Source organism: Rothia sp. HMSC066G07, from assembly GCF_001814485.1.
GTDB lineage: Bacteria > Actinomycetota > Actinomycetes > Actinomycetales > Micrococcaceae > Rothia.
Genome location: NZ_KV816926.1, coordinates 46,667 through 73,351, shown reverse-complemented (window position 1 = coordinate 73,351; position 26,685 = coordinate 46,667). Strand labels below are relative to the sequence as shown.

26 protein-coding genes and 1 pseudogene are annotated in these 26,685 nt (G+C 59.7%); 12 read left to right on the top strand and 15 right to left on the bottom strand.

The annotated features are described in order from the left end of the window. Positions 1–9: 9 nt before the first annotated feature. Positions 10–1,098: a zinc metalloprotease gene (locus tag HMPREF2971_RS05295; RefSeq protein ID WP_070691774.1), complete on the bottom strand. Its 1,089-nt coding sequence runs from the start codon at positions 1,096–1,098 to the stop codon at positions 10–12. 232 nt (positions 1,099–1,330) lie between these two features. Here HMPREF2971_RS05295 and HMPREF2971_RS05290 point away from each other — a divergent pair, with 232 nt between their 5' ends. The 3 genes from HMPREF2971_RS05290 (at position 1,331) to HMPREF2971_RS05280 (ending at position 4,331) form a co-directional block, all read left to right on the top strand. Next, positions 1,331–2,182 carry a transcriptional initiation protein Tat gene (locus HMPREF2971_RS05290; RefSeq protein WP_070691772.1) on the top strand — a complete coding sequence of 284 codons (852 nt, stop codon included), beginning with the start codon at positions 1,331–1,333 and terminating at the stop codon, positions 2,180–2,182. Positions 2,183–2,579: 397 nt separating this feature from the next. After that, positions 2,580–3,272, top strand: a complete 693-nt coding sequence (locus HMPREF2971_RS05285) for an SDR family oxidoreductase (protein WP_044151027.1) — start codon at positions 2,580–2,582, stop codon at positions 3,270–3,272. A 450-nt stretch (positions 3,273–3,722) separates the two neighbouring features. Continuing rightward, positions 3,723–4,331 carry a DUF1269 domain-containing protein gene (locus HMPREF2971_RS05280; RefSeq protein ID WP_044150839.1) on the top strand — a complete coding sequence of 203 codons (609 nt, stop codon included), beginning with the start codon at positions 3,723–3,725 and terminating at the stop codon, positions 4,329–4,331. Between the two features lie 176 nt (positions 4,332–4,507). Here the strand turns inward: HMPREF2971_RS05280 and HMPREF2971_RS05275 are convergent. Together HMPREF2971_RS05275 and HMPREF2971_RS05270 are read right to left on the bottom strand one after the other, a co-directional pair. After that, a pseudogene (locus HMPREF2971_RS05275) lies at positions 4,508–4,645 on the bottom strand (C4-dicarboxylate ABC transporter substrate-binding protein); the annotation flags it as partial. A 155-nt stretch (positions 4,646–4,800) separates the two neighbouring features. Further along, positions 4,801–6,372 carry a DHA2 family efflux MFS transporter permease subunit gene (locus HMPREF2971_RS05270; protein ID WP_070599200.1) on the bottom strand — a complete coding sequence of 524 codons (1,572 nt, stop codon included), beginning with the start codon at positions 6,370–6,372 and terminating at the stop codon, positions 4,801–4,803. Between the two features lie 283 nt (positions 6,373–6,655). On the opposite strand from HMPREF2971_RS05270, the gene HMPREF2971_RS05265 reads away from it, so the two are divergent. Then, a complete protein-coding gene (locus tag HMPREF2971_RS05265) occupies positions 6,656–6,973 on the top strand; it encodes an acylphosphatase (RefSeq protein ID WP_049334014.1) in 318 nt (105 codons plus the stop codon). Positions 6,974–7,009: 36 nt separating this feature from the next. On the opposite strand, the gene HMPREF2971_RS05260 is transcribed toward HMPREF2971_RS05265, so the two are convergent. Further along, a complete protein-coding gene (locus tag HMPREF2971_RS05260; protein ID WP_070691770.1) occupies positions 7,010–7,642 on the bottom strand; it encodes a GNAT family N-acetyltransferase in 633 nt (210 codons plus the stop codon). 226 nt (positions 7,643–7,868) lie between these two features. On the opposite strand from HMPREF2971_RS05260, the gene HMPREF2971_RS05255 reads away from it, so the two are divergent. The 3 genes from HMPREF2971_RS05255 (at position 7,869) to HMPREF2971_RS05245 (ending at position 9,571) form a co-directional block, all read left to right on the top strand. After that, complete coding sequence (locus HMPREF2971_RS05255; protein WP_070541753.1) at positions 7,869–8,450, top strand: peroxiredoxin; 582 nt, start codon at positions 7,869–7,871, stop codon at positions 8,448–8,450. A 3-nt stretch (positions 8,451–8,453) separates the two neighbouring features. Beyond that, positions 8,454–8,984, top strand: coding sequence for an alkylhydroperoxidase, AhpD family (locus HMPREF2971_RS05250; protein WP_049340203.1), 531 nt, complete (start codon positions 8,454–8,456; stop codon positions 8,982–8,984). A gap of 161 nt (positions 8,985–9,145) precedes the next feature. Further along, on the top strand, positions 9,146–9,571 hold the full coding sequence (locus HMPREF2971_RS05245) for a GNAT family N-acetyltransferase (RefSeq protein ID WP_246825054.1): 426 nt from the start codon (positions 9,146–9,148) through the stop codon (positions 9,569–9,571). Between the two features lie 129 nt (positions 9,572–9,700). On the opposite strand, the gene HMPREF2971_RS05240 is transcribed toward HMPREF2971_RS05245, so the two are convergent. After that, positions 9,701–10,345, bottom strand: coding sequence for an L-alanine-DL-glutamate epimerase (locus HMPREF2971_RS05240; protein ID WP_070691766.1), 645 nt, complete (start codon positions 10,343–10,345; stop codon positions 9,701–9,703). 42 nt (positions 10,346–10,387) lie between these two features. After that, positions 10,388–10,588, bottom strand: a complete 201-nt coding sequence (locus HMPREF2971_RS05235) for a hypothetical protein (RefSeq protein WP_070691764.1) — start codon at positions 10,586–10,588, stop codon at positions 10,388–10,390. Between the two features lie 246 nt (positions 10,589–10,834). On the opposite strand from HMPREF2971_RS05235, the gene HMPREF2971_RS05230 reads away from it, so the two are divergent. Next, positions 10,835–11,626: a trimeric intracellular cation channel family protein gene (locus HMPREF2971_RS05230; RefSeq protein WP_070691761.1), complete on the top strand. Its 792-nt coding sequence runs from the start codon at positions 10,835–10,837 to the stop codon at positions 11,624–11,626. A gap of 100 nt (positions 11,627–11,726) precedes the next feature. Here HMPREF2971_RS05230 and HMPREF2971_RS05225 read toward each other — a convergent pair whose 3' ends face one another. The 6 genes from HMPREF2971_RS05225 to HMPREF2971_RS05200 form a co-directional block, all read right to left on the bottom strand. Continuing rightward, positions 11,727–12,476 (bottom strand): amino acid ABC transporter ATP-binding protein, encoded by a 750-nt coding sequence (locus HMPREF2971_RS05225; RefSeq protein WP_070605125.1) that lies wholly within the window; start codon positions 12,474–12,476, stop codon positions 11,727–11,729. After that, positions 12,469–13,143, bottom strand: coding sequence for an amino acid ABC transporter permease (locus HMPREF2971_RS05220; protein ID WP_049340190.1), 675 nt, complete (start codon positions 13,141–13,143; stop codon positions 12,469–12,471). The genes HMPREF2971_RS05225 and HMPREF2971_RS05220 overlap by 8 nt, the downstream gene beginning before the upstream one ends. A 29-nt stretch (positions 13,144–13,172) precedes the next feature. Continuing rightward, positions 13,173–13,991 carry a transporter substrate-binding domain-containing protein gene (locus HMPREF2971_RS05215; protein ID WP_070691759.1) on the bottom strand — a complete coding sequence of 273 codons (819 nt, stop codon included), beginning with the start codon at positions 13,989–13,991 and terminating at the stop codon, positions 13,173–13,175. A gap of 472 nt (positions 13,992–14,463) precedes the next feature. Beyond that, the gene (locus HMPREF2971_RS05210) at positions 14,464–15,462 is read right to left on the bottom strand and encodes an Abi family protein (RefSeq protein WP_070691756.1); all 999 of its coding nucleotides are present in this window, start codon (positions 15,460–15,462) and stop codon (positions 14,464–14,466) included. Positions 15,463–15,773: 311 nt separating this feature from the next. Next, the gene (locus HMPREF2971_RS05205; RefSeq protein WP_049343553.1) at positions 15,774–16,280 is read right to left on the bottom strand and encodes a CoA-binding protein; all 507 of its coding nucleotides are present in this window, start codon (positions 16,278–16,280) and stop codon (positions 15,774–15,776) included. Continuing rightward, a complete protein-coding gene (locus tag HMPREF2971_RS05200; RefSeq protein WP_070691754.1) occupies positions 16,280–17,737 on the bottom strand; it encodes an O-acetylhomoserine aminocarboxypropyltransferase/cysteine synthase family protein in 1,458 nt (485 codons plus the stop codon). Before HMPREF2971_RS05200 ends, HMPREF2971_RS05205 begins: the two co-directional genes overlap by 1 nt. A 389-nt stretch (positions 17,738–18,126) precedes the next feature. Between HMPREF2971_RS05200 and HMPREF2971_RS05195 the strand changes: the two genes are divergently transcribed. Continuing rightward, positions 18,127–19,728, top strand: coding sequence for an ATP-binding protein (locus tag HMPREF2971_RS05195; RefSeq protein ID WP_070691752.1), 1,602 nt, complete (start codon positions 18,127–18,129; stop codon positions 19,726–19,728). 93 nt (positions 19,729–19,821) lie between these two features. On the opposite strand, the gene HMPREF2971_RS05190 is transcribed toward HMPREF2971_RS05195, so the two are convergent. Then, the gene (locus HMPREF2971_RS05190) at positions 19,822–20,721 is read right to left on the bottom strand and encodes a YwqG family protein (RefSeq protein WP_070691749.1); all 900 of its coding nucleotides are present in this window, start codon (positions 20,719–20,721) and stop codon (positions 19,822–19,824) included. A gap of 266 nt (positions 20,722–20,987) precedes the next feature. After that, positions 20,988–22,010 carry an ABC transporter substrate-binding protein gene (locus HMPREF2971_RS05185; RefSeq protein WP_070691865.1) on the bottom strand — a complete coding sequence of 341 codons (1,023 nt, stop codon included), beginning with the start codon at positions 22,008–22,010 and terminating at the stop codon, positions 20,988–20,990. Positions 22,011–22,133: 123 nt separating this feature from the next. On the opposite strand from HMPREF2971_RS05185, the gene HMPREF2971_RS05180 reads away from it, so the two are divergent. The 3 genes from HMPREF2971_RS05180 (at position 22,134) to HMPREF2971_RS05170 (ending at position 25,473) form a co-directional block, all read left to right on the top strand. Further along, on the top strand, positions 22,134–23,405 hold the full coding sequence (locus tag HMPREF2971_RS05180) for a FecCD family ABC transporter permease (RefSeq protein WP_070691747.1): 1,272 nt from the start codon (positions 22,134–22,136) through the stop codon (positions 23,403–23,405). Between the two features lie 25 nt (positions 23,406–23,430). After that, complete coding sequence (locus tag HMPREF2971_RS05175; RefSeq protein ID WP_070634262.1) at positions 23,431–24,483, top strand: FecCD family ABC transporter permease; 1,053 nt, start codon at positions 23,431–23,433, stop codon at positions 24,481–24,483. A 306-nt stretch (positions 24,484–24,789) separates the two neighbouring features. Continuing rightward, positions 24,790–25,473 (top strand): integrase, encoded by a 684-nt coding sequence (locus HMPREF2971_RS05170; RefSeq protein ID WP_070641763.1) that lies wholly within the window; start codon positions 24,790–24,792, stop codon positions 25,471–25,473. Between the two features lie 66 nt (positions 25,474–25,539). Here HMPREF2971_RS05170 and HMPREF2971_RS05165 read toward each other — a convergent pair whose 3' ends face one another. Next, a complete protein-coding gene (locus HMPREF2971_RS05165) occupies positions 25,540–26,565 on the bottom strand; it encodes a magnesium and cobalt transport protein CorA (RefSeq protein WP_049357905.1) in 1,026 nt (341 codons plus the stop codon). Positions 26,566–26,685: the final 120 nt, after the last annotated feature.

Here is a 26,685-nt window from a genome sequence, read left to right as displayed (position 1 = left end):
CTAGTCAGCCTACTTAATCAGGCCCAGCGAACGAGCGTGTTCGGCGGTAATGCCGCTCGGTTCAATATGCTCGGGGCCTTTGTCCTTCTCGGGGTGCTCGGTCGCCTGGAAGCGAATCATCTTCACATCGTTTGCCGCGCCCAGGTTCGTGATCATGCCGTCACCGTTCAGATCCACCGAGACCGGCTCGGTGTCGATCTTGCCGTTGCCGTTGAAGTCAATCGGCTGGTTGGCGGGCTTGCCCTTGTACAGGAAGCCAGCCGCGCGGGGACCGAAGCCACGCGCCTCGTACAGCTTCGCCTCGTTGAGCATGCGGTACTCGGCGGTGGAGTAGCCGAAGTAGCGGCTACCGTCAGCCATGGGCACGCCGGTGAGGGTGTACTGGTAGTTCATGACGCTGTAGTAGTTGGGCTTGTAGTTGATTTCGTCCCAGCCACCGTGACTCAGTGCGAGGTTGTGGCCGAGCTCGTGCACGAACACTGCCACGCGGATGTCGCTGCTTGCCTTGCCCCAGAAGTGCGGGCCGACGGTGACCATGAGGTTGCGGCCGCCGAAGTTAGCAATGCCGGAGGAGGTGCTGTTGTCGTAGTAATCGCCCCAGATGACGTAGTGGAAGGTGCCTTCGCGGGCGGGGTTGAACTTACCTTCGGTCGCCTTGATGCGGTGGAGTGCCTTGAACTCGCTGTCGAGTGCCTGGTAGCTGATTTCGTTGCCGCCGCCGAGGTTATACTTGGCGCTGCGGGCGTCACCGGCGTCCAGGTGGATGTTCACGCCGTGGGTGCCGTCGGGGTTGCGCAGGGGCAGGTCGGCGTAAATCTTGGTGATGCGGTCCAGCTCGTCTTCGCTGGGCAGCAGGCCTGCCATGTAGTCCATCTCGACGAAGATGTCCTTGTGCTTGGGGTCTGCGCCCAGTGCGGGGAAGTCGACATCGATTTTGCCGTCGCCGTCGGCGTCATAGCCCTTCATTTCCCAGGTATTGGGGATGCCGTCGCCGTCAATGTCGGGGCTGTAGGCGTTTGCTGCGGGGGCTGCGATAGTGCCCAGGCAGAGCACTGCGAGGGAGGCAAGCGTGACGCGTGCGCTCTTCAGAAATGCCATGTTGTGTTCCTTAGTGTGTGGTGACCGGTGGTGTTTCGGTGGAGCTTGCCGGGAGGACGTTCTCCACGGTTTCCATGATGCTCCCGTTTCACGCGCTAGGTGAGCTGGGTGCCGTAATGTTCATACATTGAGGTAATAGTTGAGATAATTTTGAAGATGAGCTGAATTACATTAGAGTATCAGTAATTCAAATCACATGCATCACCACATTCTTAATGACAAGAGAGATTCCATGACTTCTTCCTCGAACACCACTAACGGTCTGAACCGCCGCGCCCTCATCAAGGGTGCCGCGTGGAGCACCCCCGTCATCGCAACCGCAGCGGCGGTACCCGCCTACGCGGCATCCACCGATGCGCAGGAAACCCCGACCATGAAGTTCGGTGTCTTCACCCAGGCGTTCAACTCGAACCCCTCCAACGACTTTAATACCCGCTACGGCCTGGACTCCTACACTGTGCAGGTACCCAACATCACCGCAACCTCCACCACCCCGCAGAGCAGCGGCGGCGGCACCTTCACCCCCGGCGGTAGCGTCGGCGCCGGCCTGTACGGTGGCGCGGGCCTGTGGATTTCCGCACCCATCAACTCCAAGGGCGAGTTCCAGGGTAGCTCCTGGCTGTACCCTCATGCGCACCTGCAGGTGACCTTCGAGTTCACTTTCCCCACCGCCGAGGACGTCACCGACCCGCTGCTGTGGGACGTCGATAACGACGTTGAAATCCCGGCACTCGCTAAGAGCGAGGGTGGCGCGAAGACCAACAACCCCGCCGTGGCGGCGTTCAACGGCATCGCATACACCGCGAAGTTCTACGAGCCGACCATCGAGGACAACGTCTGGACCGGCGTACTGGACATCCGCACCTCCGACTACCTGGAAGCCACCGCGAAGGACGGCGTGAGCTACGCACAGGTGCTGGCTTCGCTGGTTCCGGTGTACTTCACCGAGGTGACCTCCAGCTACACCCTGACCACCACCGCTCAGATCACCAGCGGTAACGTCGCAATGCAGCTGACCGAAGGCGGCGAGTACACCTTCCAGGACCTGGCTGGTTTGCGCGCTTCGGCAACCATCAGCCGCTAACGCCACAGCAAGCAGAGAGGGGCCCGGCATCCATACTGGATGCCGGGCCCCTCGCCGTGTTTAAGGCTTGGACTATCGGGCACCGCCGGTAGCTGCTAGAGGCTAGTCCTTCGCGGGAACCAGACCCTCAGCTGGTAGCAATAGTTCATGACGCTCAGGTAGTTCGGCTTGTCGTTCACGTCATCGGTGCCGCCGGGCAATAAAAACCTAGCACTTCATCATAACGCCGTCTTGAGCCCCGCACGAGAATTCTCATCATGCGGTGCTGTTTGAGCGCATCAGCACAGGGAATGCGGGTATCTGTCGTTCTCGGGAAGCATAAGAAAAACCATAGACGTTGCGGCACAGCAAGCCTATTCTGGATATACAAGTATTTTTCAACATACAGGAGGATACGATGGCTAACGTTACGATCATTGGCGGGCACGGCAAGGTTGCTCTTCTGGCCGAGCCGCTGCTGGTGGAGCGCGGGCATGCGGTCAATGCGCTTATTCGCAGGCCGGAGCAGTCAGAGGATATTGTCACGCGCGGGGCGAACCCTGTGGTCGCTGACATTACCGCGTTGAGCACCGAGGAGATGGCGAAGCTCTTCAAGGATTTACATACAGAAGTGCTGGTGTGGTCCGCGGGTGCGGGCGGTGTAGGTGGCCCCGAACGCACCTATGCGATTGACCGTGACGCTGCGATCCGGTCGATGGATGCGGCGCGGCTGGCCGGTATTAAACGGTACGTGATGGTATCGTACCTGGGCGCGGGTTCCGGGCACGGCATCGACCCTGATGACAGTTTTTACGCCTACGCCGAGTCGAAGACGATCGCCGATGAGCACCTGCGCGGCTCGGGGCTGGATTACACGATTCTGGGGCCGGGGACGCTCACCCTTGAGGAGGCAGGCGGCATTACTCTGGGGATTGAGCCCGCCCACACGCCCGGCGCCGAATCTAATACTCCGCGGGCCACCGTTGCCCAGGTGCTGGCGGCGGTTCTTGAGGACCCGTCCACGGTTGGGAAGGCGCTCCCGTTTATTGGCGGGCCCACCCCGATAGCTCAGGCTCTCGCATCGGCGCCTAACAGCAATAAGCTGCGCTAGGGTTTGCCGGATGCACCCGCCCCGGCTGAGTGCGGACGCGTCCCGAGCCTCTTCACGGGTTTGGGGCGTGTTTTTCTCTCACGCAAGGTTGGTGCCGCATCGCTCAGTATCCTAAAGTACCATGTATTTTTAGAGCAACTGCAAGAGGTTCCCGTGGGATTCTTCGATCTCTTCGCCGACAAAACCCCGGACGAGCCCGCCGAGGCGTAGCTTACCAGGACATTTCTGGTCTGACTGCTTCGGCGACCATTACCCGCTAAGGGGCATGAGCCGCTAAGACAGCGAATTTAAAACACCAGGGGCCCGGCATCCATATTGGATGCCGGGCCCCTTTGCTTTCGGGCTCAGCCTATCGGCTGCCGCCGAGGTAAATTGTCGCAAAAAGTAGTTCCCAAAAAAAGAGAACTGTATTACAATGTATATATAGTCTTTAGGAACGAGGTACCAACTATGGAAAACCTAGTAATTTCAGTCTTTAACACCGAAAGCGAAGCTTATCAGTCCTTTGCGGATTTGAAGGCTTTCCGCCAAACTCAGACGACCAAGGTTGCTCAAATCGCCCTGGTCAAAAATGAAAACGGTCATATCGTTGAAAAAGAACGCTATGATTTTGAAGATTCAACGACGGATGCAACCCTAAAAGGTGGCTTGCTCGGTGCAGTTATCGGGCTTTTGGGTGGTCCTATCGGCGTCTTGTTTGGTTATGGTATTGGTAGCCTCAATGGTTTGGTTGCTGGTGCTACCGTTGATACGGCAGAAGCTGGCCTGATTGACGTTGTTTCTCAAAAATTGACTAACGGTGAAACAGCCGTTGTTGCCTTGGTGCAAGAAGACAACGAAGCAGTCATCGATGCTTACTTCACCAAGTACGACACCCAAATCGTGCGTTGGGATGTAGCAACCGTCGTAGCCGAAATCGAAGCAGCTCTGCAAGTCCAAGAAGACCTCTACAACCAGGCGCGTGCACAGATGAAGGCTGAACGTAAAGCCGAACGCAAGGCTAAGCTTGAAGAATTCAAGGCGAATGTCAAAGCAAAGTTTGACAAATTGAAAGCGTAAGCACCCAAGCATCTCATAAAAAATAGGCTATCTACTTCTGGTAGATAGCCTATTTTTTTTAAAAACTAGATTTTAGAAAGAGGAAGTGAGGATTTTGGCTCAAGATCTTGAACAAATCAAGGAAGACAATGGCAAAAATACCAAACTCAAGGTGGGGATTTTAGCCATCTCTCTTTCTCCAGGTGGATGTTGATGCCGGTGGTGCTGTTGGGGTTGCGCAGGGGAAGCTGGGCGAAGGATTCGGTGATACGGTCCAGCTCATCCTCGCTAGCGAGCAGGCCGGGCATGTAATCCATCTCCACGAAGATGTCCTTCTACAGCGGGTTATTGCGCTCTCACGAGGTTTCAACACCTCAGGGCAACAATAACCCGCTTCATCATACACAGAGTGCATATAGATTTTCTCCGGTATAGCACCATATCTCAGGTTATGCACCGCTTATGCCGTAAAAGCGCTCTGATAAGCCTTCTACTTGGTGGTCTCCACCCCAGCGTTCTGCGCGGCAGCCTTCGCCTCGGAGGTCTTCTTGGAGGCATAGAACAGGCACACGACCGCGCCCACCGCCGCGGCAACCAGGGGCAGCATCATGGAATCAGCCATTGCCGCCGCGTAGGGTTCACGCAGGACCTGCGGAAGCACGCCTCCAGCAGCGCTGCCGTGAGAGCTACCGCCCGCTGCGGCAGCCGGACCCAACGCGGACAGGTGCGAGGTAATCGCAGAAGCCATAATCGTCGTAATCGCAGCCGAACCCAGCACCGACGCCATCTGGCGGGTCTCGTTGTACACGCCCGAACCGGCACCGGCACGCTGCGGCGGCAGGTTACGGGTCGCAGACACCGACAGCGGACCCCAAATGCAGGAGTTCGCCGCACCCAGAATAATCATCGGACCAACCATCAGCCACAGGTTGCCTTCCGCAACCATCGTCGGGCGGAGCAGAGCAAAACCAACAACCATCAGCGTAAAGCCAATCACGGCAATCCACTTCGGGTCGTTACGGTTCAGACGCGCACCCACCACCGGCGCCAACGCGCCCGAGAACAACGCCATCGGGGCGGTCATCAGCGCAGCCTGGGTCGGGTCCAGGCCCTCCACCTGCTGCAGGTACAGGGTCAGCGGGAATGCCATGCTGATAGCGACCACACCCATAGCGGAGATAGCCACATTCGACACGGAGAAGTTACGGTCACTGAACAGGCTCAGCGGAACCAGCGGCTCACGCGGGTTAATAGCCTGCCAACCAATGAACAGACCCAGCACCAGAATGCCGGCAATAATCAGACCCCACACGCTCACCGCAATACCGGTGCCCAGGAACGAATCGGTCATGGTGCCCCAGTCGTAGGTGGCACCTTCCTGAATACCGAAAACTAGCAGGAACAGACCGACCGCCGAAAGCACCACGCCCAACCAGTCGAAGCTGTGCTTCTTCTGCTCAAACACCGGCACGTTACGCCACGCCAAGAACAGACCGACCAAACCCACCGGAATGTTCACGAAGAAAATCCAGCTCCAATTCAGGGCATCCACGAGCACGCCGCCCAGAATCGGGCCAACCAGCGAGGCGACACCCGCCGTCGCACCCCAAATACTCATCGCAACACCGCGCGCATTCGGCGGGAACATCAGCGTAATCAGAGACATGGTCTGCGGGGTCATCAGCGACGCACCCAGGCCCTGCACCACGCGGGCAGTAATCAGCGATTCAACGTTCGGTGCCAGACCACACCACAGGGAGGCGAGCGTAAAAATAGCCATACCGATCATGTACAGGTTCTTCTGACCGAAGCGGTCACCCATACGGCCGGTAATGAGCAGCGGCACCGCATACGCCAGCAGGTAGGCGCTCGTCACCCACATGCCCGCCGACAGCGACGCATCCAAATCCTGCAGCATGTGCGGCAGGGCGATGGTGACAATATTGCCGTCCACCAGAATCATGAAGAAGCCAACAACCAGGGACCAGAGAGCAGGCCAGGGCTTGTACGGTGCCTTCGCCGGGTTACCGACGAGGGGCTCTTTCTTGGGGCGGGAATTCATGATCCTCCAGTGGATGAGCGTTGCGGGTACAGTCTGCGTGTTCAGCGTTGCCGCTAATAAATATCACCCCATCTTACTCCCCTTGTGGGCACGGCTCCGGTTGCTCTACCCTAATTCAGCTGTTCACGACGCGTGCGCGAGGCAACCAGGCAACAGGCGCCCTGATGCCACCCCGAAGCACTCTGAACCCACTAGACTGAAGCTATAGAAACTGACAGGGCGCCGCCAATGCTGGCGCGCCCCCCATCAGACCACCCTCAACGAGACGACCACGGGAGGACCCATGGGTTTCTTTGATTTCTTCACCGACCGCACCCCGGCAGAGCCCGCCGAAATCCGCCTCGTCGCTTTCGTCAGCGGCAAAGTGCAGGGCGTGGGCTTCCGCTGGTGGTGCGCCGGAACCGCCAAGCCCATGGGGCTGACCGGCTACGCCGAAAACCTCGACGACGGGCGCGTGAAAGTCGTTGCGGAAGGTACCGCCGTCTCCTGCGCTCGCCTGGTAGATATTCTGCGCGGCGGCGACACCGCGGGCCGCGTGGATGAGGTGCTCGTCGAGTGGGAGGAGCCGTCCGGCTCGTTCCGCGGCTTCGGCATCAGGTAGCGCGGACTAAAGTAGCGCGGTTTAGCTAGCCCAGAGCTAGTCAGACCAGAGCGCCGCGAACTGGGCGCGGGTCATATCGGCGCGGCGCACCCGATGCTGCACCGGGTGGCCGTTCTCGTCGGGGCGGCCGGAGCTCGGGTCAATATCGTCGTAGATGCCGGTGAAACCCGCCTTAACCGCCACCCGTTCCGAGGGCTCGTTACCCGCCAGGGCGGTCCAGCGCACACTCTCAAGCCCCAAGCCAAGCGGGTCGAAAGCGTAGCCGAGGACGGCACGCAGCGCCTCGGTCATGTAGCCCTTGCCGCGCACTTTCGGGGCGGCATAATAGCCCAGTTCGGCGCGGGTTCCGGGGCTTTCGGGGGTGCCCTCGGGCAGGCGCAGTTCAATGGTCCCGGCAAACACGCCGGAGGCGTCAATCGCCCAGCGTTGAATCTGCCCGGCGGCAATCTGGCGGGCGGTGGTGAGCAGGTAGTCCTCGGCGTCAGCGCGCGTGTAGTTCAAGGGAATGCGGGTGTAGCGGAGGGTTTCTTCGTCGCGGCAGGATTCCACGATGTCGGGGATGTCCGTCTCGCACAGGTGGCGGAGGGTGAGGCGCTCGGTAATGAGTTCGGGCTGGTTGGGCTCTACGTGTTCGCTGTGCTCAGAAAAGTCGCTGTGTTCGGGGGTCATGGTTCGAGCTTAAACCCTCGGGTTTGTGCGTCGGAAAAGCTTTTGTGAACATCCCAGAATATTCAGTGACGCAAATCACGACTTAATACTCGCATTTTCACCCGTCATCACTTGATTATTATGAATTATTCATAATAGAATAGTCATCGAGCCCGCCCATTGGGCACCACTTAGAACAAGCGCCGCGCAACGAATCAGCGCGGCACGAAATAGAAAGAAGAACACCATGGCAGTTCTGACCATCGGCGACCAGTTCCCCGCATACGAGCTCACCGGCGTTGTCCCCGGTAAGCTGGCTGACATCGAAGCAACCAAGCCCGAAGACTACTTCACCACCGTCTCCTCCGAGGGTCTGGACGAAGGCACCTGGCGCGTCGTCTTCTTCTGGCCGAAGGACTTCACCTTCGTTTGCCCCACCGAGATTGCAGCATTCGGCAAGCTCGCTGACGAGTTCGAGGCGCGCGACACCCAGGTAGTCGGTGTTTCCGTTGACAACGAGTACACCCACTACGCATGGCGCCGCTCCCACGAAGAGCTCCTGGACCTGCCCATCGTCATGGCATCCGACCTCAAGCGTGAGCTGGTCAGCGCACTGGGCATCCTGAACAAGGACGGCGTTGCAGACCGCGCAACCTTCATCATCGACCCCCACAACACCATCCAGTCGGTCTCCATTACCGCTGATTCCGTCGGCCGTAACACCGACGAGGTGCTCCGCCAGCTGGACGCACTGCAGTCCGACGAGCTGTGCGCATGCAACTGGCAGAAGGGTGCAGCAACCATCGACGCATTCAAGGAGATGAAGTAATCCATGAGCATCGATAACCTGCGTTCCGCTCTGCCTTCCTACGCGAAGGACATGAACCTCAACCTGTCCTCCCTGCCCCGCATCACCTCCCTGACCGAGCAGCAGCTCTGGGGCGCAATCCTCGCAACCGCAGCAGCAACCAAGGTTGACTCTGTTGTTGTTGAGATTGCTGCAGAGGCTAAGGAGCACCTGAGCGACACCGCTTACGAGGCTGCTCTGGGTGCTGCGACCATCATGGGCATGAACAACATCTTCTACCGCACCCGTGGCTTCCTGCACGGTGCATACGATGACCAGCGTGCAAACCTGCGCATGCAGATTATCGGTAAGAACGGCGGCATTGAGAAGATGGACTTCGAAATGTTCGCACTGGCAGTGTCCGCAGTCAACGGCTGCTCCCACTGCGTTGAGGCTCACGAGCACACCGTGCGTGAAGAGGGCGCAACCAAGGAGCAGGTCAACGACCTGATCCGTATTGCTGCAACCCTCGGTGGCGTGGCACAGGGCATTCAGCTGGCTGAGGCACTGGGCTAAACCCGCTAAGCGTTAGAGCACACACAGAAGCGGCGCATCCTTCCCTTCACGGGTCGGATGCGCCGCTTTTATGTGCGCGTCAAGCCCCGCAACGTGTTGGGCGGCAGTTTCCTAACTCCTCCGATTTGGCGCTATACAATGCCTGTATGCGGTACTGTATTTTGGGCTCCACCAGCCCCCTTCCCAGCGTGGAAGAACTCACTGAGCTTTACGATTCTGTCGGCTGGAGCGCCTATACCAAAACGCCCGAACGCCTCATCCCGATGCTGGAAGGCTCACGCTATCTCTACACCGCACGAGAGACAACGCCTGAAGGAACGGGACGACTCGTCGGGCTAGTACGCGCCGTCGGGGACGGTCACTCTATCGCCTACATTCAGGACCTTCTGGTACATCCGCACGCCCAGCGTCAGGGCATTGGTTCTGCGCTTCTAAAGCGTGTCATTGATGACTTTGACCGAGAAGACATCCGACAGCGACTCATTACCACCGACGCTGCTAGTGAACACGCCATTGCGCTCTACAAACGCTACGGTTACGCCCCCGTAGAGGCGGCAGGATGCATCACCCTTGCATGCTATCGATAAGGCAATATCGCATGCGGCTTGACTCGTTCAAACTAGCTGAGGCACTGGGCTAAACCCACTCAGCGTTAGAGCTTGACCAAGCGGCGCATCCACCCATCACGGGTCGGATGCGCCGCTTTGTTTTATGTTTTAGCTGCCCGCCGAGCCCGTGCGCAGGGCGGCATCCCAGCTACTCGCCAGGCGCGTCGCCGCGGCCACCAGAGCCACCAGATCCTCGGCGTACACCGGGGTCGAGCGCACGCCCGCACACCAGTCAATCGTGCCCAAACCCAGCCAGGGCTTACCCGGAAAGAACTCGCGCCGCAGCGCCACACGGCGCTTACCCAGGGCGCGGCGACCCGGCACGTACCCGCCGCGGCTGATGAACAGCGCCTCGCAGCCCTTGGACTCCACCAGCACCTCCAGGGCCCTCAGCGCAGAAATCCAACTCGGTTCCCCCACTCTCACCAGGTCGGCCGGCTCGGGGTACTCGCTCTCGTGCTCCGCCACGCTCACACCCAGGATGTACTGGTAACGCACCTGCCCCAGCTCCTGCGGCAGGCCGCGGTCGGCGGTCTGAATCGTGCCGCACAGGTGCCGGGCGACCGGCTCACCCTTGGCGTTCACGCCGGCCAGGGGCTCGCCGTCCCGGTAGATTGCGGGGCCGTCCAGGTAGAGCCCCACCGCGCCGGTACCCGTGATGTTGGGGCGCACCGACCAGCCGGGAAGCGCCTCCTCCAGGCGGGGTACGATTCCCTGCAGGACCCCGAAAACTTCGTCGCGAGATACCGCCACAGCGGCTCCTTTCACCTTACGCAGATTTCGTCTAGTCCCAGCTTAGCGAGCGTTCCGGCTACGCGAAGGCAACCACACCATGAGCGCCGACAGCGCCGTGCCGGCAAGCATCATCACCGTCATGGACTCCACCGCGTTCAGGGGGCTCAACGCCAACAGTAGCGAAGAAATGATGCCGCTACCATACTGGAAAGAACCCAGCGCAAAAACAATCATGACGGCCTTGGGGGGGTGGAGATTCACTCATTCTACGCCCACCTTTTAGCGCGCCCACAAGCTTCTTGATTCCATCTCAGAGCTCGTCATGAGCACTTTTCAACTAGGAGTAGGAGCGGCGGCGGGTCTACAATAAATCGGTGCCAATTCAGGTACGCGCACAGGCAAACAGAGCCGGATGCGGTGATAACGTCGTCACCCGACCCCCCCGTTGCGCGCGCCTCCCCCTACCGGCACCCGTAGCACACGCATCACGTACGCAGGAGAACGCCCATGCACGAGCTCTTTGACCCAGATCAGGTATTCCGCATCGTCGACATTGCCGCCGTTGTTGCTAACGGCCTGCTCGGCGGTGCTGTGGCGCGCGCCTTCCGATTCGACATCGTGGGCTTCCTGCTGCTCGCGGTCGCCTGCGGCATGGGCGGTGGTATGATCCGTGACATCCTGCTGAACTCTGGTCTGCCCGTGGCGCTCACCGACGGCGGCTACTGGGTGGGTGCTATCGGCTCCTCGATTCTGGCGTACAGTATCGATTTGAGTGCCCGCTGGGCGACCCGAACCATGCTCATCATTGACTTCATCGGTATGGGCGCGTGGGCGGCAACCGGCACCATTAAGTCCCTGAACCTGGGTCTGCACTGGCTGCCCGCTATCGCACTGGGTGTGACCACCGCGGTCGGTGGCGGCGTTATCCGTGACATTATGGTCAACCGTATTCCGGCGATCTTTGGTGGTAACTCTCTGTACGCTACCGTGGCGTTTGTGGGTGCCGCCGAGACCGCCCTCGTGACGGGCCTATTCCACCGCCCGAACCTGGCGATGGGTCTGTCCATTCTGCTGTGTTTGGTGCTGGGTGTGCTCTCCCATATGAAGAATTGGCAGCTGCCGACCACTCCGGCTGAGCTTCGTGTGCCTCGCCCGCGCCTCTTCAATTTTGGTAAGCAGGAGGACCGCACCGTCGCTAATGAGGGCTGGTCGCCCGGTGAGCCGCTCACTGAGCAGCTTGAGGTTATTAACGCTGAGCAGCTGGAGGAGTACCGCCGCTCTAAGGGGCTTTCAGAGTAAAAGCCAATATATGCTGAATATAGAATATGGGCTGGTTTCCGCTGGTTAGATGCTTATCTGACGGGCAGAAACCAGCCCATATTTACTATGTACAGTACAACTAAATCGTGTACTCAGTGCTGTCGTACACGGTCAGGAACTTGCGGATACGCTCATCGTCCGAGGCGAAGAAGCCATTCGGCTCACCGTTATAGCGCAGGGTACCGTTCTCCAGGAACACGATGCGGTCCGCGACCTTCTTCGCAAACGCCATATTGTGCGTCACGATGACCAGAGAGCGGCCCTCCTTCGCCAGCTGCATGAGCACGCGAATCACCTCGGCCTCAAGCTCGGGGTCCAGGGCGCTCGTCGGCTCGTCGAAGAGCAGGTATGCCGGTTCCAGCGCCAGGGCGCGGGCAATCGCCACGCGCTGCTGCTGACCGCCCGAGAGCGACTCCGGGTAGGAGCCGGTCTTATCGGCTAGACCCACCTTGGCGAGCAGCTCGCGGGCGCGCTCCTCAGCCTGCTTGGCGTCCAGGGTGCCGTTGAGGGTCGGGGCGAGCGCCACGTTCTTCAGCGCCGTGTAGTTCGGGAACAGGTTGAACTGCTGGAACACCATCGCCGAGCGGGAGCGAATATCACGCACCTGCGCGTCGGTGAGCTTCTGACTGTAATCCACCTGCGCGTCATCAATGGTGAGCGTGCCGGACTGCGGGGTTTCCAGCAGGTTCAGGCAGCGCAGCAGGGTCGACTTGCCGCTACCGGAGGGGCCCAGAATCACCGTGGTCTCACCGTCGGGGATGTCCAGGCTGATGTTCTTGAGCACCTGCGTCTCGCCGAAGCTCTTCGACAGGGAATCAACGCTAAGCATTGTTGCTCCTCACGTAACGGTTGCTGTACTTCTCCAGCGCCGACTGCGCGGCGGTCAGCAGAGTGAAAATCACCAGGTAAATAATGGCGACTTCGGAGTACATTGCCAGCGGCTCGAAGGTACGCGACGCGATCTGCTTACCGGTCTGGAACAGGTCAACCATCGAAATAACCGACACCAGCGAAGTGCCCTTAATCAGGTCAATAAAGTTGTTGCCCAGGTTCGGCAGCGCGATGCGCACCGCCTGCGGAATCACCACGTGGCGCAGGGTCTGCATGCGGGTGAAGTTCAGGGTTGCCGCCGCCTCAAACTGGCCACGGGGAATAGCCGCCACCGCGGAGCGGAAGGTTTCCGCCACGTACGCGCCGGTGTGCAGGCTCATCGTGATGATCGCGGCACTCCATACGTCCAGTGCGATACCGACCTTCGGCAGGCCGTAGAAGACGATGAACAGCTGAACCAGCAGCGGGGTGCCACGGAAAACCCAAATGTACACCCACGCCAGCCAGTTCACCGGCGCAAAACGGCTCGTACGCGCGCCAGCAGACACAATGCCGACCAGCAGCGCCACCGCGAACGAAATCAGCGACAGCGGAATGGTCACTGCCACCGTCGAGGCCAGCAGCTGAGGCAGGGACTCAGCCCAAAGATTCAGGTAGCGTTCCATGAACGGAACTCAGCTCCTTATAGAAAGTATTAGTTCTTCGGGGAGAGGTCTTCGCCCACGTACTTCTCGTAAATCGCCTTGATGTCACCGTTCTGCAGGTGCTTCTTCAGCGACTCGTCGATAGCGTTGCGCAGGGCGTCCTGGCCCTTAGCCATCAGGATGGAGGAGTTGCTGCCGGTACCCAGGTCACCGGAGAGCAGGCGCAGGTTAGCGTCCGGGTGCTCCTTGAAGTACTCAGCGAAGGACACGGAGTCGTTCGCGGTCATCTCGGCGCGGCCCGAGAGGACCTGCTCGATGGCCTCGTCGAAACCGGAAACAACCACGATCGAGGCGCCCTTCGCCTCCACCATCTTGCGGAAGTTCGAGGTCTCAGACTGCGCCGAGGAGTGGCCGGAAATCTCGCTCACGTTCTGCAGGGAAGAATCCTTCTTCACAGCAACCTTCGGCTCGGAGTACAGGTAGGGTACGGAGAAGTCGTACTTCTGCTTACGCTCATCGGTTGCGGAGACGTTGTTAATGACAATGTCGTAGCGGTCAGCGTCCACACCGGCAATCAGCGAATCCCAGGGGGTCTCGACGAACTCGGCGGTCACGCCCAGGTCCTTGGCAATCAGGTCGGCGATTTCCTTCTCGAAGCCGACCAGGGTGCCGTTGGACTCGTGGAAGGAGAAGGGGCGGTAGGTACCCTCCAGGCCCACACGAATCTTGCCAGCAGACTTGATAGCCTCCAGCTTGTTAGTGCTGGATGCGGTGCTGCTGCTGGACGAACCGCACGCTGCGAGCAGTGCAGCTAGGCCGGTGAATGCGGAGCCTGCGAGGACGGTGCGGCGGTTAATCATTGCGGACATATTGTTCTTCTTTCGTGTGGTGGTTGATGCTCTTGTAGTTGCGGGTTGTCACCCTGAGGTAACCCGGGGGCATCGTGCGGTGTGCCCCTCTCTGCGGGTGCAACGCTGGCTATCCTACAGCTATTCCCGGTCGGAAAGAATTCAACGTAACATTCCGTCACAATCTGCAAGAGAAAGAAACCCGGCGGTCGGTACGCGTGTGTGCTGAGTACCGGCCGCCGGGCTCCACACTAGGATACCGGCTCAGCACCCCAGAACATAAGGGTAGGTTTACCTTAAAGCTGAACTGCCCTCCACTAGGGGCGATGCTGCGCCCTCAATCTCGCCCCAACACGCCGGATGCCCTGCCGGGCACTACACCGGGCATAGAAGGAGGGGCGCACCCGGGAATCACCCCGGGTACGCCCCTCCGCTTACTCTCATGAGCATGTCAGCGTCATGATGCGAGGTAACTGCAGGACCGACGCCGTTTTTAGAAGATTTTCTGCGAACCTACACCAACGCAGTAGCTCTCGTTCTGCTCCACTAGAGCTTTTATCGCTTTCCACGCCTCCCGCTGACGACGGGTGTTTCCTTGCAAAAGGGCGACGTTAGCGAAGCTGACCAACATACCTTTCGGGTCCGCCTCGCGGAGGTCCTTAGCAAAAATTTTGGGCTTTGCAGAGGTATCAGTCGTCGGCATCATCCAGAGGCGAGAACCGTGAGCTACACGGTTTCTCAGAGTGGTCAGAGACTTAAGACGGCCCTCAAAGTGCTTATGGTTTACGCCCATATACTCTGCGGTCTTTTTGTAGAGCAACAGCTTTTCAGCATCTCCAGACTCGGTGGAGGTTTCTGAAGCATAACTTTGAACCACCGCATGGGAGAGAAGTCCCAAAGAAAACGAATCAACAACAGACCACAGAGGAAGCTCTTTTTGCATCTTCAATCGAAGCTCCTCAACATCCTGCCAGTCATCCAGGTTTTCGGAAGGAGTTTTAGAGGAACCTTTTCCGCAGGATTTCCACCACTCCTCGATACGCTCACGAACATACGGTTCACGGTATCGCAGGATGTGCCGCATCATATCTTTGATGAGCGCATCTACTGGCCTGTCCTGATTCATGCAGAGATACGCATCCGGGTTGAGGTACTCATGGGGACTACGGTAAGTGCAAAATACATCCACCCATGCAGCTCGAATCGCTTGTTCGCTCTGCCTCATGTACCCGTACAGGAGGGAAGAGACCTCCACATCCATGCGCACAATATCTAAAACATCCGAAATGTCTGGATTCTCAGGCAGAAGCCCCTCGCTCTTGTATTTGTTGTAATTACGAAAGTATCCCAGAAGGTAGTGGAAATTAGAGCATGCAAGCATGTCTCGGTCATCGTCGCTCAGGGTCGTTCCCTGAGGAAAATACCTCTTAGCAACAAGGTATTCCTTCTGCTCCTCTATTGAAGGTAGAAATACGCACGATTCCTTGGGCAATGCCGTTGCTCTCCTTACTTCGGTTCGCCGTAGAACCGAACATAAAAAAGGACCCCCTCGAGATGCGCTTAGGTAAACCCAGAGGCGGAGGGGGGACTGTTACTACAACAATAACATTGGAGCCACACGCGCTCAAGGAATCTGGGCGTTTTCCTGGTTATCTTCTGGTTGCTTATATCACCGCATCATCCTCAATGAAGGAGGGGCGCACCCGGGAATCACCCCGGGTACGCCCCTCTTTTACACGCTGACGAATACGCGCTTGATTTTTGTAATTACACGCTACGGTAACCGCGGCTCAACAGCGCAGACTACTTCGACAGCACCTGACGCTTCGCAGAAATCACGCCCGTGTTGAAACCGGCCAGGTGCAGGCCTCCGTGGAAACGTGCGTGCTCAATCTTCACGCACTTATCCATCACCACGTTCAGGCCGGCGGCCTCACCGATTGCGGCGGCCTCCTCGTTCCAGGAGCCCAGCTGCATCCACACGGTCTTTGCGCCCAGATCCACGGCCTCCTGAACCACGCCCGGCAGGTCCTCGTTACGGCGGAAAATCTCCACCAGATCCGGGACCTCCGGCAGGTCCTGCAGCGACGGGTACACCGGCTGACCCAGCACGAGCTTGCCCTTTGCCGCCAGAATCGGGTTCACAAAATACAGCTTGTACGGCGAAGCCGACTGCAGGTATGTCGCCACGAAGTAGGAGGCGCGCGAAATCTTATCGCTCATACCCACGATCGCAATCGTGCGGGTATTACGCAGAATGTTCAGACGCTCAGGGGCGGAAGGACCCACCCAGGTACGCTTCTCAGTCATTACTTCTCCTCCTGAGTGGTAGTAGGCAGGGAGCAGGATGCGCCAGCAGCCTCAGCGGCGGCAGCGTCCTCGGCGGCCTTGGCGGCGGCAACCGCCTCCTCAGCCTCCACAACCTTGTCCGCGCTGGACTCGCCCACACGCTCACCGGCGTGGTTCAGGCCGGTCGCGTAGGTCAGCGCCTGATCCAGGTCCCAGACGATGTCTTCCACGTCTTCCAGACCCACAGAGATGCGGATCAGGTCCTCGCCCACGCCGGCGGCCTCAAGCTGCTCGCTCGAAAGCTGCTGGTGCGTGGTCGAACCCGGGTGCAGAACCAGGGTGCGGGAGTCACCGATGTTCGCCAGGTGGCTTGCCAGCTGCAGCGCACCGATGAACTCGCCACCGACCAGGCGGCCCGAGGCCTTCTCGGTCGCCTTCACACCGAAGGAGAACACGGAACCGACGCCCAGCGGCAGCAGCTTCTTCGCGCGCTCGTGGTGCGGGTGGTCTTCCAGGCCGGCGTAGTTCACGTAGGCGATGCGCTCATCCTCAACCAGCCAGTTGACGATCTGCTTGGCGTTGGCCAGGTGAGCGTCCATGCGCTGCGGCAGAGTCTCGACGCCCTGCAACAGGTTGAACGCGGCCTGCGGGCTCAGCGACGGGCCGAAGTCACGCAGCTGCTCGGAACGCAGCTTGGTGAGGAAGCCGTACTCGCCGAAGTTACCCCACCAGGACACGCCGTTGTAGGAGGGCACGGGCTCGGTCATGGACGGGAAGTTGCCGTTGCCCCAGTTGAAGCGGCCGGACTCGACGACGACACCGCCGAGGGTGGTGCCGTGGCCACCCAGGAACTTGGTGACCGAGTGGATAACGATGTCCGCGCCGTGCTCGAGGGGGCGAATCAGGTAGGGGGTGGAGATGGTGGCGTCCACGACCAGGGGGATGCCCGCCTCGTGGGCGACCTCTGCGAGGCCTTCCAGGTCGGCAACCTCACCGGAGGGGTTCGCCACGATCTCGGTGTAGATTGCCTTGGTGTTCTCGGTCAGTGCCGCCTTGTAGTCGGCGGGGTCGGTGCCGGGCACGAAGGTGGTTTCAATGCCGAAGCGGCGCAGGGACACGTCCAGCTGGGTGACGGTGCCGCCGTACAGCTGCGAAGAAGCAACAATGTGGTCGCCCTGCTGGCACAGAGCCGCGAAGGTGATGAACTCGGCAGCCATGCCGGAGGCGGTCGCTACCGCGCCGATGCCGCCTTCGAGGGAGGCGATGCGCTCCTCCAGCGCGGCGACGGTCGGGTTGGACAGGCGCGAGTAGATGTTGCCGTACTTCTGCAGGGAGAAGAGGTTCGCGGCGTCGTCAGCGTCTTTGAAGACGAAGGAGGTGGTCTGGTAGATGGGGACCGCGCGGGCACCGTGCTCGGCGTCGGGGGTGCCGCCCGCGTGTAGTGCGCGGGTGCGGAAGCCGAAAGTGTGTTCAGCCATTGGTTTGCTCCTGGTGTATCTGCCCGCCTGTGTGCGGGGAGTCGATAGTGGCTCGACTTTATACTGTGCCACCGGCGGCGGGGTGCACCAAGTGCGGGTACCTATATGTCGTTTATTGCGGATTATGACGGGGCATCATATCAGCCGTCATAACAACCGTCATAGCAGAAGTTGTTATGACGACTGTTATGATGCGCGCCCAATCAGTGCCGATAGAAATACCCGGTTTTATCCTGTAATTCCGGGGTTTTCAAAATTCAATGCACACCAAAAATATCGCATCATAACAACATCATCGCAGGATCATAACAACATCATGACAGAAATTGTTATGATGTTGTTATGACGTTGCTATGACGTTCACCAAGAAGTAGCCATCGGGAGCATGCATGGAAACAAACACCGCCGAACTCATCAAAAACCTACGCCGTAGCCAGGCTGAAAACGGGCGAGTAGAAGTCAAAGCTGCAGCTGGCGGGTTCCCCAAGTCCGTTCTTGAAACCGTTAGTGCCTTCGCCAATGGAGACGGTGGCACCATTCTTCTTGGCCTCACCGACCCGGCAGAAGGTCTACAGCCAGTTGAAGGTTTCAACGCACAGGCAGTCCACGACGCATCCGTTGAGGCAATCCGTTCCAAGATCACACCTCGACCCCCGGTAGATATTCAGGTTGAGGCGGCAGACGAGCAGCACCGTATCGTGCGCATCGATGTGCTCCCCGGCGACCCGACGCAGAAGCCTTACTACATCGAAGCACACGGCATGTATAACGGCTCCTACCAGCGCGTCGGCGAGGCCGATATTCGCCTCACCAAGTACGAGATTGACCGCCTCCTAGAGAACCGCAGTCAGCCCCGCTACGACGAGGAGCTGGTCAGCGAGGCAAGCTTCAAGGACCTCTCCCCCACCCTTGTGAGTGCCTATGTCGCTCGCCTGCGCGAGGAGCAGCCTCGTGTTTTTGCGGCGCTTTCTGACCGTGAGGTTCTTCTGCAGGCACGCATTCTACGCATCGATTCTGAGGGCCGAGAAGTACCCACTCTTGGAGCGCTTCTCGCCATGGGCTCATACCCGCAGGCGTTCTTCCCGCAGCTGATGATGAGCGTTGTTGTTCTTCCCGGTGAAGAGCTTGGTGAGGTTACTGAGGACGGTCGACGCTTCCTGGACAATCACAGCTGTACCGGCCCTATCCCCTCCATGTTGGATGAAGCTATGGGCGTTTTAGTTCGCAATATGCGCAAAACGTCCACGATGGAGGGCCTCAACAGCAGCGGTATCGGGCGGGTTGAGCGCTACGAGTATCCGCTGGAGGCTATCCGCGAGCTCCTGGTCAACGCCCTCATGCACCGCGACTACTCGCCGGGTGCGCGCGGCTCGCAGGTGCAGGTTGAGCTCTACACCAACCGCCTGGTGGTGCGTAGCCCGGGCGGTATCTACGGTGCTGTGACTATCCGAGATTTCGGTCAGCCCGGTGTTTCTTCAACCCGCAACAGCTACTTGGCAAGCATTCTGACTGATCTGCCCGATCCGGGTACGGGGCGTTTGATTGCAGAGAATAGGGCTTCCGGTATTCCCACGGTTCTGCGCGCGCTGAAGGAGGCGGGTCTGCCCGCTCCCCAGTTTGCTGACCGTCTACTCTATGTGCAGGTCACTCTGATGCAGCCCCCGCAGGGTGCGTCTTCTACGGAACAGAAGACCGCGCCTGAGGATAAGACTCAGCAAGCAACCCATTCCACGGGCAAACATTCAGCCGACGCCGTCGAACCGGCGGGGGCCGATGCGTCGCTTGACGGCCTCAGCGAACGCCAGGCTGGTATTGTGCGTGGCCTGCGTGCACAGGGCGAGGCTGTTTCCACGACATATATCCAAGAGCATTGGGGTCGGGGTGCTTCACGTACCTCCATCACGAATGATCTGCGCCGTCTTGTGGAGGCGAAGCTGATTGTTCCTACGGCTCCGCCGCGTAGTAAGAACCGTAAGTATCGCGCTGCTTAGACGTACCCGATAAAAGGTACACAAAAAGGGGAGGGAAATAGAGCGGTTATTCTCTATTTCCCTCCCCATTCGACTATTCAGCCAAAACCACGTTTAGCCGCAGGCCCACTCAAAGACGACCTGCGAGAAGTCGCGGGCGGCAAGCGCCTCCGGGGTAATTAGCCAGTTCGCCGCACCGGCATCACCCCACATCACGTACACGCCCTCCTCGGCGTCCTCACCCCACTCCGATTCGATGGTCAGCAGGTTCACCGTGTGGCCGCGCAGCTCCTCGAACTCATCGCGCGGGTCCTCCTGCACGAACGAGGGGTAGCCGCCAATATGTGAGTAATCCCTCTCCTCCGATTCGAAGGGCTCCAGCAGGTTGTAGGAGGCGTTATCGCGTGCGTTCGGTTCCTCGGGAAGCTTCTGATCCGGGTACATCTCGTCCCAGGCGTCAGCGAACTGGTCGTAGATTTCGAAGCCGCCATCCAGGAAGCCCTGCTCCCAGGTCTCGAAGGCGAGCGCGTACTCGACAACCTCCTCAGCGGTACCCTTGCCGTCACGGCCGAAGGGCCAGCCGTAGTCATCCCAGTTCACGGTCGGGTACGGGGCATCCGGGTTCGGCTCGCCCAGCGTCTCGTAGTAGATAACGCGGTGATTCTTCTGCGAGAGCGGGTTCTCGTAGTCGTAACCCCACATGCACTCTTCATCGTTGGGGTTGATCCAGAACTGCAGCATGCCGGTCGCCGGGTAAATGTCTTTTTCGGGCAGGTCGGCGCAGTTAATCTGCGCAATCATGCCCAGCGGCTCACCCTTCTCATTGGTCGGTGCAGACTCGCCCGCGGGCAGGTACGGTCGGCCACCAAACTTGGATGCGGTCTGCGGCAGCGGCGCGTCCGGGCTGCTGACCTTCAGGCGAATCGCCTGCTTACGCGCGCCACGCTCGTTGAGCGCGTCGATGACGCGGCGTGCCTGCGCCAGGGTCTCTTCGGAGGGGTTATTCATCGGCATGATTTGCTCGTTTCGTCGGTGAATTAATCGGTGTGAAAGGTTCGGTGTGAAGGCGCGAGGCAACGGTACCGCGGCGCCTTCTACCCCCATTAGACCCTATTTCGGGCAGGCGCGCACCGGTTTCGGTCACGAGTGCATCCGGCAGGCAGAAACGCTGGTGCAGAGCGTGCAGAAAGCCCCGCCTCCTCACCCTCACGCGCAGGACGTGAAAGATACAGATGCGGGGCTTCCAGCGAAAACGAATCTCTACACGAGACGAGAAAGGCTTAGAGCGCCTTCTCGATGGTCTCCAGAACACCAAGCGCGGCAGCCGGGCCAGCGTTCAGGAAGAACATGTCAGCATCCACGCTGTGCGCGTGCTTCTCGGTAACAGCCTTGAGGGTGCTCCACAGCGCCTCACCGGTCAGCTTGGACTCGTCGCCGCCCTGCACACCGTAGAACAGGTAGTCGCCGTCAGCCTGGTCGAGCTGCTCGGAGCTCAAGTCGATGGAGGTCTTCGCAACCTGCGCAGCTGCGGGACGTGCCAGGGACGCATCCGCGCAGATGGAGCCCACGAACGAGGACTTCGCGAAGATGCGGGTGCGGTCAGCGGAAGCGTACAGGAAGGAGAAGGTCTTCTCGCTGCCAGCCTTCTGACCGACCGACTTCGCCTTGGTGTTGTACTCCTCCATGAGCTTCTCAGCCTTCTCGGTGGTGCCCAGCGCGGCGGCAATCAGCAGGAAGTCCTGCTTCCAGTTGATGCCGGTGCCCTCGGTGACCACGGTCGGCGCGATCTTGGCGAGGGACTCGTACAGCTCGTCCTTCTTGTTGGTGTTGTTGATGAGGATCAGGTCGGGCTTGAGGTTTGCGATGGCCTCAACGTCCGGGTCGGTGCGCTTGCCGACCTTGGCAATCTTGTCGAGCTCTGCGGACTTATTGGAGAACTTGGTCTTCAGGTAGGTGGGGACCAGGTCGGCGTCGCCTGCGGTTGCTGCGCCGACCGGCACGACGCCCAGGGAGAGCACACCGTCGAGCTGACCGGTGGAGAGAATCACGACCTTGGAGGGTGCGGATTTGATGGTGGTTTCACCGCGGAAGTGCTTGACGGTGCGGGGGAATTCGCCGTCAACGGTGGTGGTGCCCATGCCGGAGGGCAGGGCGGAGGGTGCCACCTTCTTACCGGTCGCAGAAGCAGACGCGGAGGAGGAAGAGCCGGAAGTGTTGGAGGAGCCGCATGCCGCCAGGGCGAGGGCACTGAAGGAACCGAGTGCGAGTGCGCCGAAGGAGCGGCGGGTGATCTTGTTCGTCATATTTGCCATATTATTAGGATAACCTCATATATGCATATGCGATACTTAATACTTATCTATTGATACGTTAAGCATCCTCCGTCCGCACGGGAGCACACCGCTCCCCCACCACCTCCAAAGCCTATGACACCACAGACCTCCCCCTCTTCCGGACCCACCGTCAGCGCTGCCTCCCTGGCGAAAATTCGTGCCCTCTCCGCTTCTTCGGACGCCGTATCTGGCGCCTCCTCTGGCGGTCAGGGTGGCAAGTCTATCTCGCGTCTGGCGGTTGCGCTCATTATTGGCGGCGTTCTGCTAGTGCTGCTTTGCGCCCTGTCGTTTACGGTGGGTTCGCGCCTGTTCACCCTGGACCGCTCGATTGACGGTTTCCTCCACCCGGAGGCGAACACCATCGAGTCGAAGCTGATTTGGGCGAAGCGTGCCCCGCGTACCGCCGCGGCGTTGCTGGTGGGTGCCGCGTTGGCGGTGTCGGGTGTGCTCATGCAGGCGTTGAGCCGTAACCCGCTGGCTGAGCCGGGTCTGCTGGGTGTGAACTCGGGTGCTGCCGCCTCCGTGGTGGTCGGTGTGGGCGTTTTTGGGGTGTCGTCCCCGTTCGTTCAGCTCTGGCTGGCGCTGGCCGGTTCGGGTCTGGCGGCGGCGCTGGTGTTCGTCATGGGCCTGGTGGATTCTAAACCGAACCTGGATTCGACGGCGCGTCTGGTGCTGACGGGTGTGGCGGTGAATGCCTGCCTGGGCACGATTACCGGCATTATCACGATGTTTAATTCGAAGGCTTTTGATTCGCACCGTTTCTGGGTGGTGGGTTCGCTGGAGAACCGCACCTTTGAGCAGGTGCTGTCTGCGCTGCCCTTTGTTGCGTTGGGTTTGGTGCTGTCGTTCATGCTGATCGGTCCTCTGCGTGCCCTGGCACTCGGCGAGGATGCGGCAGCTGGCCTGGGTGTACCGGTGACAATGGTGCGTGGCGCGACGATTATTGCGATCATGGCGCTGTGTGGTGCGGCGACTGCGATTGCGGGCCCGATTGGTTTTGTGGGCCTGGTCGTGCCGCATGTGGTGCGTCTGCTGGTGGGTTCCGACATTGCGCGCGTGCTGCCGCTGTCGCTGGTGTACGGCCCGGTGTTGGTACTTGCCTCCGATATTCTGGGTCGCGTTCTGGTGATGCCGAGTGAGCTTGAGGTGGGTATTGTGACCGCCTTTATTGGTGCCCCGGTGCTGATGGTTCTGGTGCTGCGTTTGAGTGCCGGTGCGCGCGGTGCGAAGAAGGGCCGCATGGGTTCGAAGGCGCAGGCGCACGACGAGGCGGGCCCGGCTCATGTGTCGGAGCACGGTCCGCATCGTGCTCAGCGCCCTGTTGCGCGTGGTTCGTCTGGTTCGACTGGCGTATCTGGTTTGTAGGCCCCGGTTTCTGAGAGGTTTTATTGTGAGCGTTGTGTCTCGTTCTGTAGCCGGGTCTGCTGTTGCCGGGTCTGTGCGTATCCCGGGGCGTTACCGCACCCCTATTCCGCGTACCCTGCTGGTGGTGGCGGTGCTTGTGGTGGCGGCGGTCGCCTCCCTGGTGTTTGGTAGTTATCAGATGAGCCCTGATCAGGTGTTTCGCCTGATTTTTCAGGGTGAGGGCACGGAGATTGAGCGTCAGCTGGTGTTGAATCAGCGTCTGCCGCGTATGCTTGCCGCCGTGGTGGTGGGTGCGGCTTTGGGTTTGTCGGGCGCTATTTTTCAGTCGGTGTCGCGTAATGCGCTGGGTTCGCCGGATATTATCGGCTTCACGGTGGGTTCGGCGACCGGTGCCCTGTCTGTGGTGCTGATTGGGTCGTTGAGTTCTACCGGCGTGGGTATGGGCATGGGCGCTATTATTGGCGGTTTTGCGACGGCGGCTGTGGTGATGCTTCTGGCGGGTGTGCGCGGTGGCGCGACAATGGGTCAGAAGATGGTGCTAATCGGTATTGCGGTGAGTGCGATGCTCAGTTCCGTGAATGATTACCTGATTACGCGCGGTGATTTGGAGAAGGCGGAGGCGGCGAAGACCTGGCAGCACGGTTCGCTGAATGCGCTGTCGTGGAATCAGATGTCGGTGCAGGCGGTGCTGCTGCTGGTGGCTATTCCGCTGGTGCTGATGCTGACGCATCGCCTGCGCGTCTTGGAGCTCGGCGACGATTTGGCAGCGGGTTTGGGTCTGCCGGTGAAGAGGACCGTGAACATGCTGGTGGCGGCCGCCGTACTCCTGGTGGCTGTGGCGATTTCTGTTGCCGGCCCGATTGGTTTTTTGGCGCTGGTTGCCCCGCAGATTGCGCGCCGCCTGTGGAACACTCCGGGTATGGCGATGTGGCATTCGGCGTTGCTGGGTTCGGTAATTTTGGTGCTGGCTGATTTTGTGTCGGCTCGTGCGTTGGCGCCGTTCCAGATTCCGGTGGGCCTGGTGACGGGCGCGTTGGGTGGCGTGTATATGCTGTGGTTGCTGTACCGTCAGCGCTAGTTGCGCCGTCTTACTCCGTATGAGTGACCGGGTGTTCCCGACTGTGGGGGCACCCGGTTTTCTCTATTTCACGGGGTTTCGCTGGGTTTCGCTAGGTTTCACGGGCGGTTTCACCGGGTTTCACGGGTAGTTTCAGAATTTTTCAGAATTTTCCCAGTTTTACCCCGGGGTAGATTAAAAACTGCTTATCGTGTCAGGGGTCGCTCATAGAGTGTAGGTGTTGGAAGGGACGATCCTTCCAACCGGGCACGCCGTCTCCTGCGGTGTTGCCGCTAGGTTGATTCAGCATCTACGGAAGGAACGGTCATGGAAAACACCACTCACGAGAGCCAGTACGCAAACGCAGAGATTTCCTGCACCGCCGATGAGCAGCTGTGCCGTGATGCAGAGTTTAACCTGCTGATGCAGGCGGGCACCATCGTCCGTATGGAGCGTTTCAACGTGGAGGAGCTCCGCGGCGTTCTGGAGCAGCTGGTGGCTGACGGTTCGTGCTTCCGCACCGCGCCGGCCTCTTCGACCATGGGCCGCGTGATGCGTCACCTGACTCAGGGTGCTTCCGGTTACGAGGTGAACCTGGCTGAGCTGCGTGCAGCGGCACAGAACGCTCTGCTGTTCGTGTTCCCCCTGGAAAAGGACCTGGAGATGTGCCTGCGCTTTGAGCGTGTGCAGGGTACCGGCCTGGCGCTAACTCGCCTGGGCGTGAGCCCGGTCAATGGTGACCTGTGGACTCAGCACTGGGCGATGCGCGCGCTGGAGTGCACCGGCGGCGTGTTTGCGGTGGAGTCCGCTCCAGGTGCCTGCAATTTTGAGCTGCGCCGCGAGATGTTCTACGCGATGCTGTCGCTGGTTCACTTGTCGACTTTGGGTCTGTCGGCTGAGCCGGAGGACTTCTACATGTTTGCCGATTCGGAGGCTGTGTGTAAGAAGTTCAAGCGTGAGCGTCGCGATTGCCGCCGCGCAATGCGCGCACAGTACGACCGCGCCGCGTAAGGCATGTGTGTATGCCCTACGCGGCATACGCGTTTAAAGGCCTAGCCAGTGGCGTTTTGTGGACTGTTAGAGCCACTTATTCTTCTTGAAGAACCAGTAGAGGAGCAGACAGGAGACCAGCATCAGCAGCAGGGCCGCCGGGTAGCCGAACTCCCACTTGAGCTCGGGCATGACCTCAAAGTTCATGCCGTACACCGAGCCAACAATGGTGGGCACCATGAGTAGCGCCGCATAGGCGGAAATTTTCTTGGTGTCGTCGTTCTGTTGCTGACCGAGCAGGGTGTCGTGCACGCGCAGGGCGTTTTCGAGGGAGCTACGAAGATCCTCAAGGCGTTCCTTCGTGTGCACCACGTGGTCGAGCACATTACGGAACTGGCGGGCAAGTTCCACGGCCTCGTCTTCAACCTCGCCCTGGCTCGCGCCCGGGTAGGGGGACGGGTCGAGCGCGCCGGTGCGTAGGCCTTCAATGATGCGACCCATCATCGGTTCGAGGGGTCGGCAGGCTCGCTGAAAGTCAATCACCTGGTTGAGTAGCTCGTATATGCGCTGCGCCAGGGAGTTGGCGTCTTGGCGGTCGTGCGCGGAGAACAGGATGTCTTCAATCTCGTCGTTGTCGTTCTCGAGTCCCTCGAGCACGGGGGCGTACCTGTCGACGGTGCTGTCGAGGATGCGGTGCAGCAGTCGGGCGGGGGATGCATCGGGGGTGGCGTAGAGCAGGTTGAACTTGTCGTTGATGCGCTGTTCGTCGCGAACGAGTGCGAGGGTGTAGCGGGGGCCGGTGAAGAGGTGCAGTTCGCTGAGGCGCACTTCTTCTTCTTTGTCGAGGTAGATGGCGGGGCGGATGACGGTGAAGAGGGAGTCGCCGTATCGTTCTAGTTTGGCGCGCTGGTGGCCTCGTCCGGCGTCTTCGATGGCGAGTTCGTGCAGGTTGAAGGTTTTTTGCAGGGCGTGTAGTTCGTGGATGTCGGGGTTGGCGTATCCGAGGGCTACGGCGGTGTTCTCGTCCGCGTAGGCGCGGAGGGTTTCTTCCTCGGTGGCACCCAGCTGAGGGCGGTCCGAGCTCGGGTAGATAGCTCCGGTGATATAGGACATCGTTTTTCTCCTCTGAACGCTTTGGCGCCACGTGTGTGGGCGCTCTTTCCAGCATACGGCACACGCCCCGCCTGGTCATGTGCACCGCGTGTGCACCTGGCATGGAAAAGCCCCCGGAAG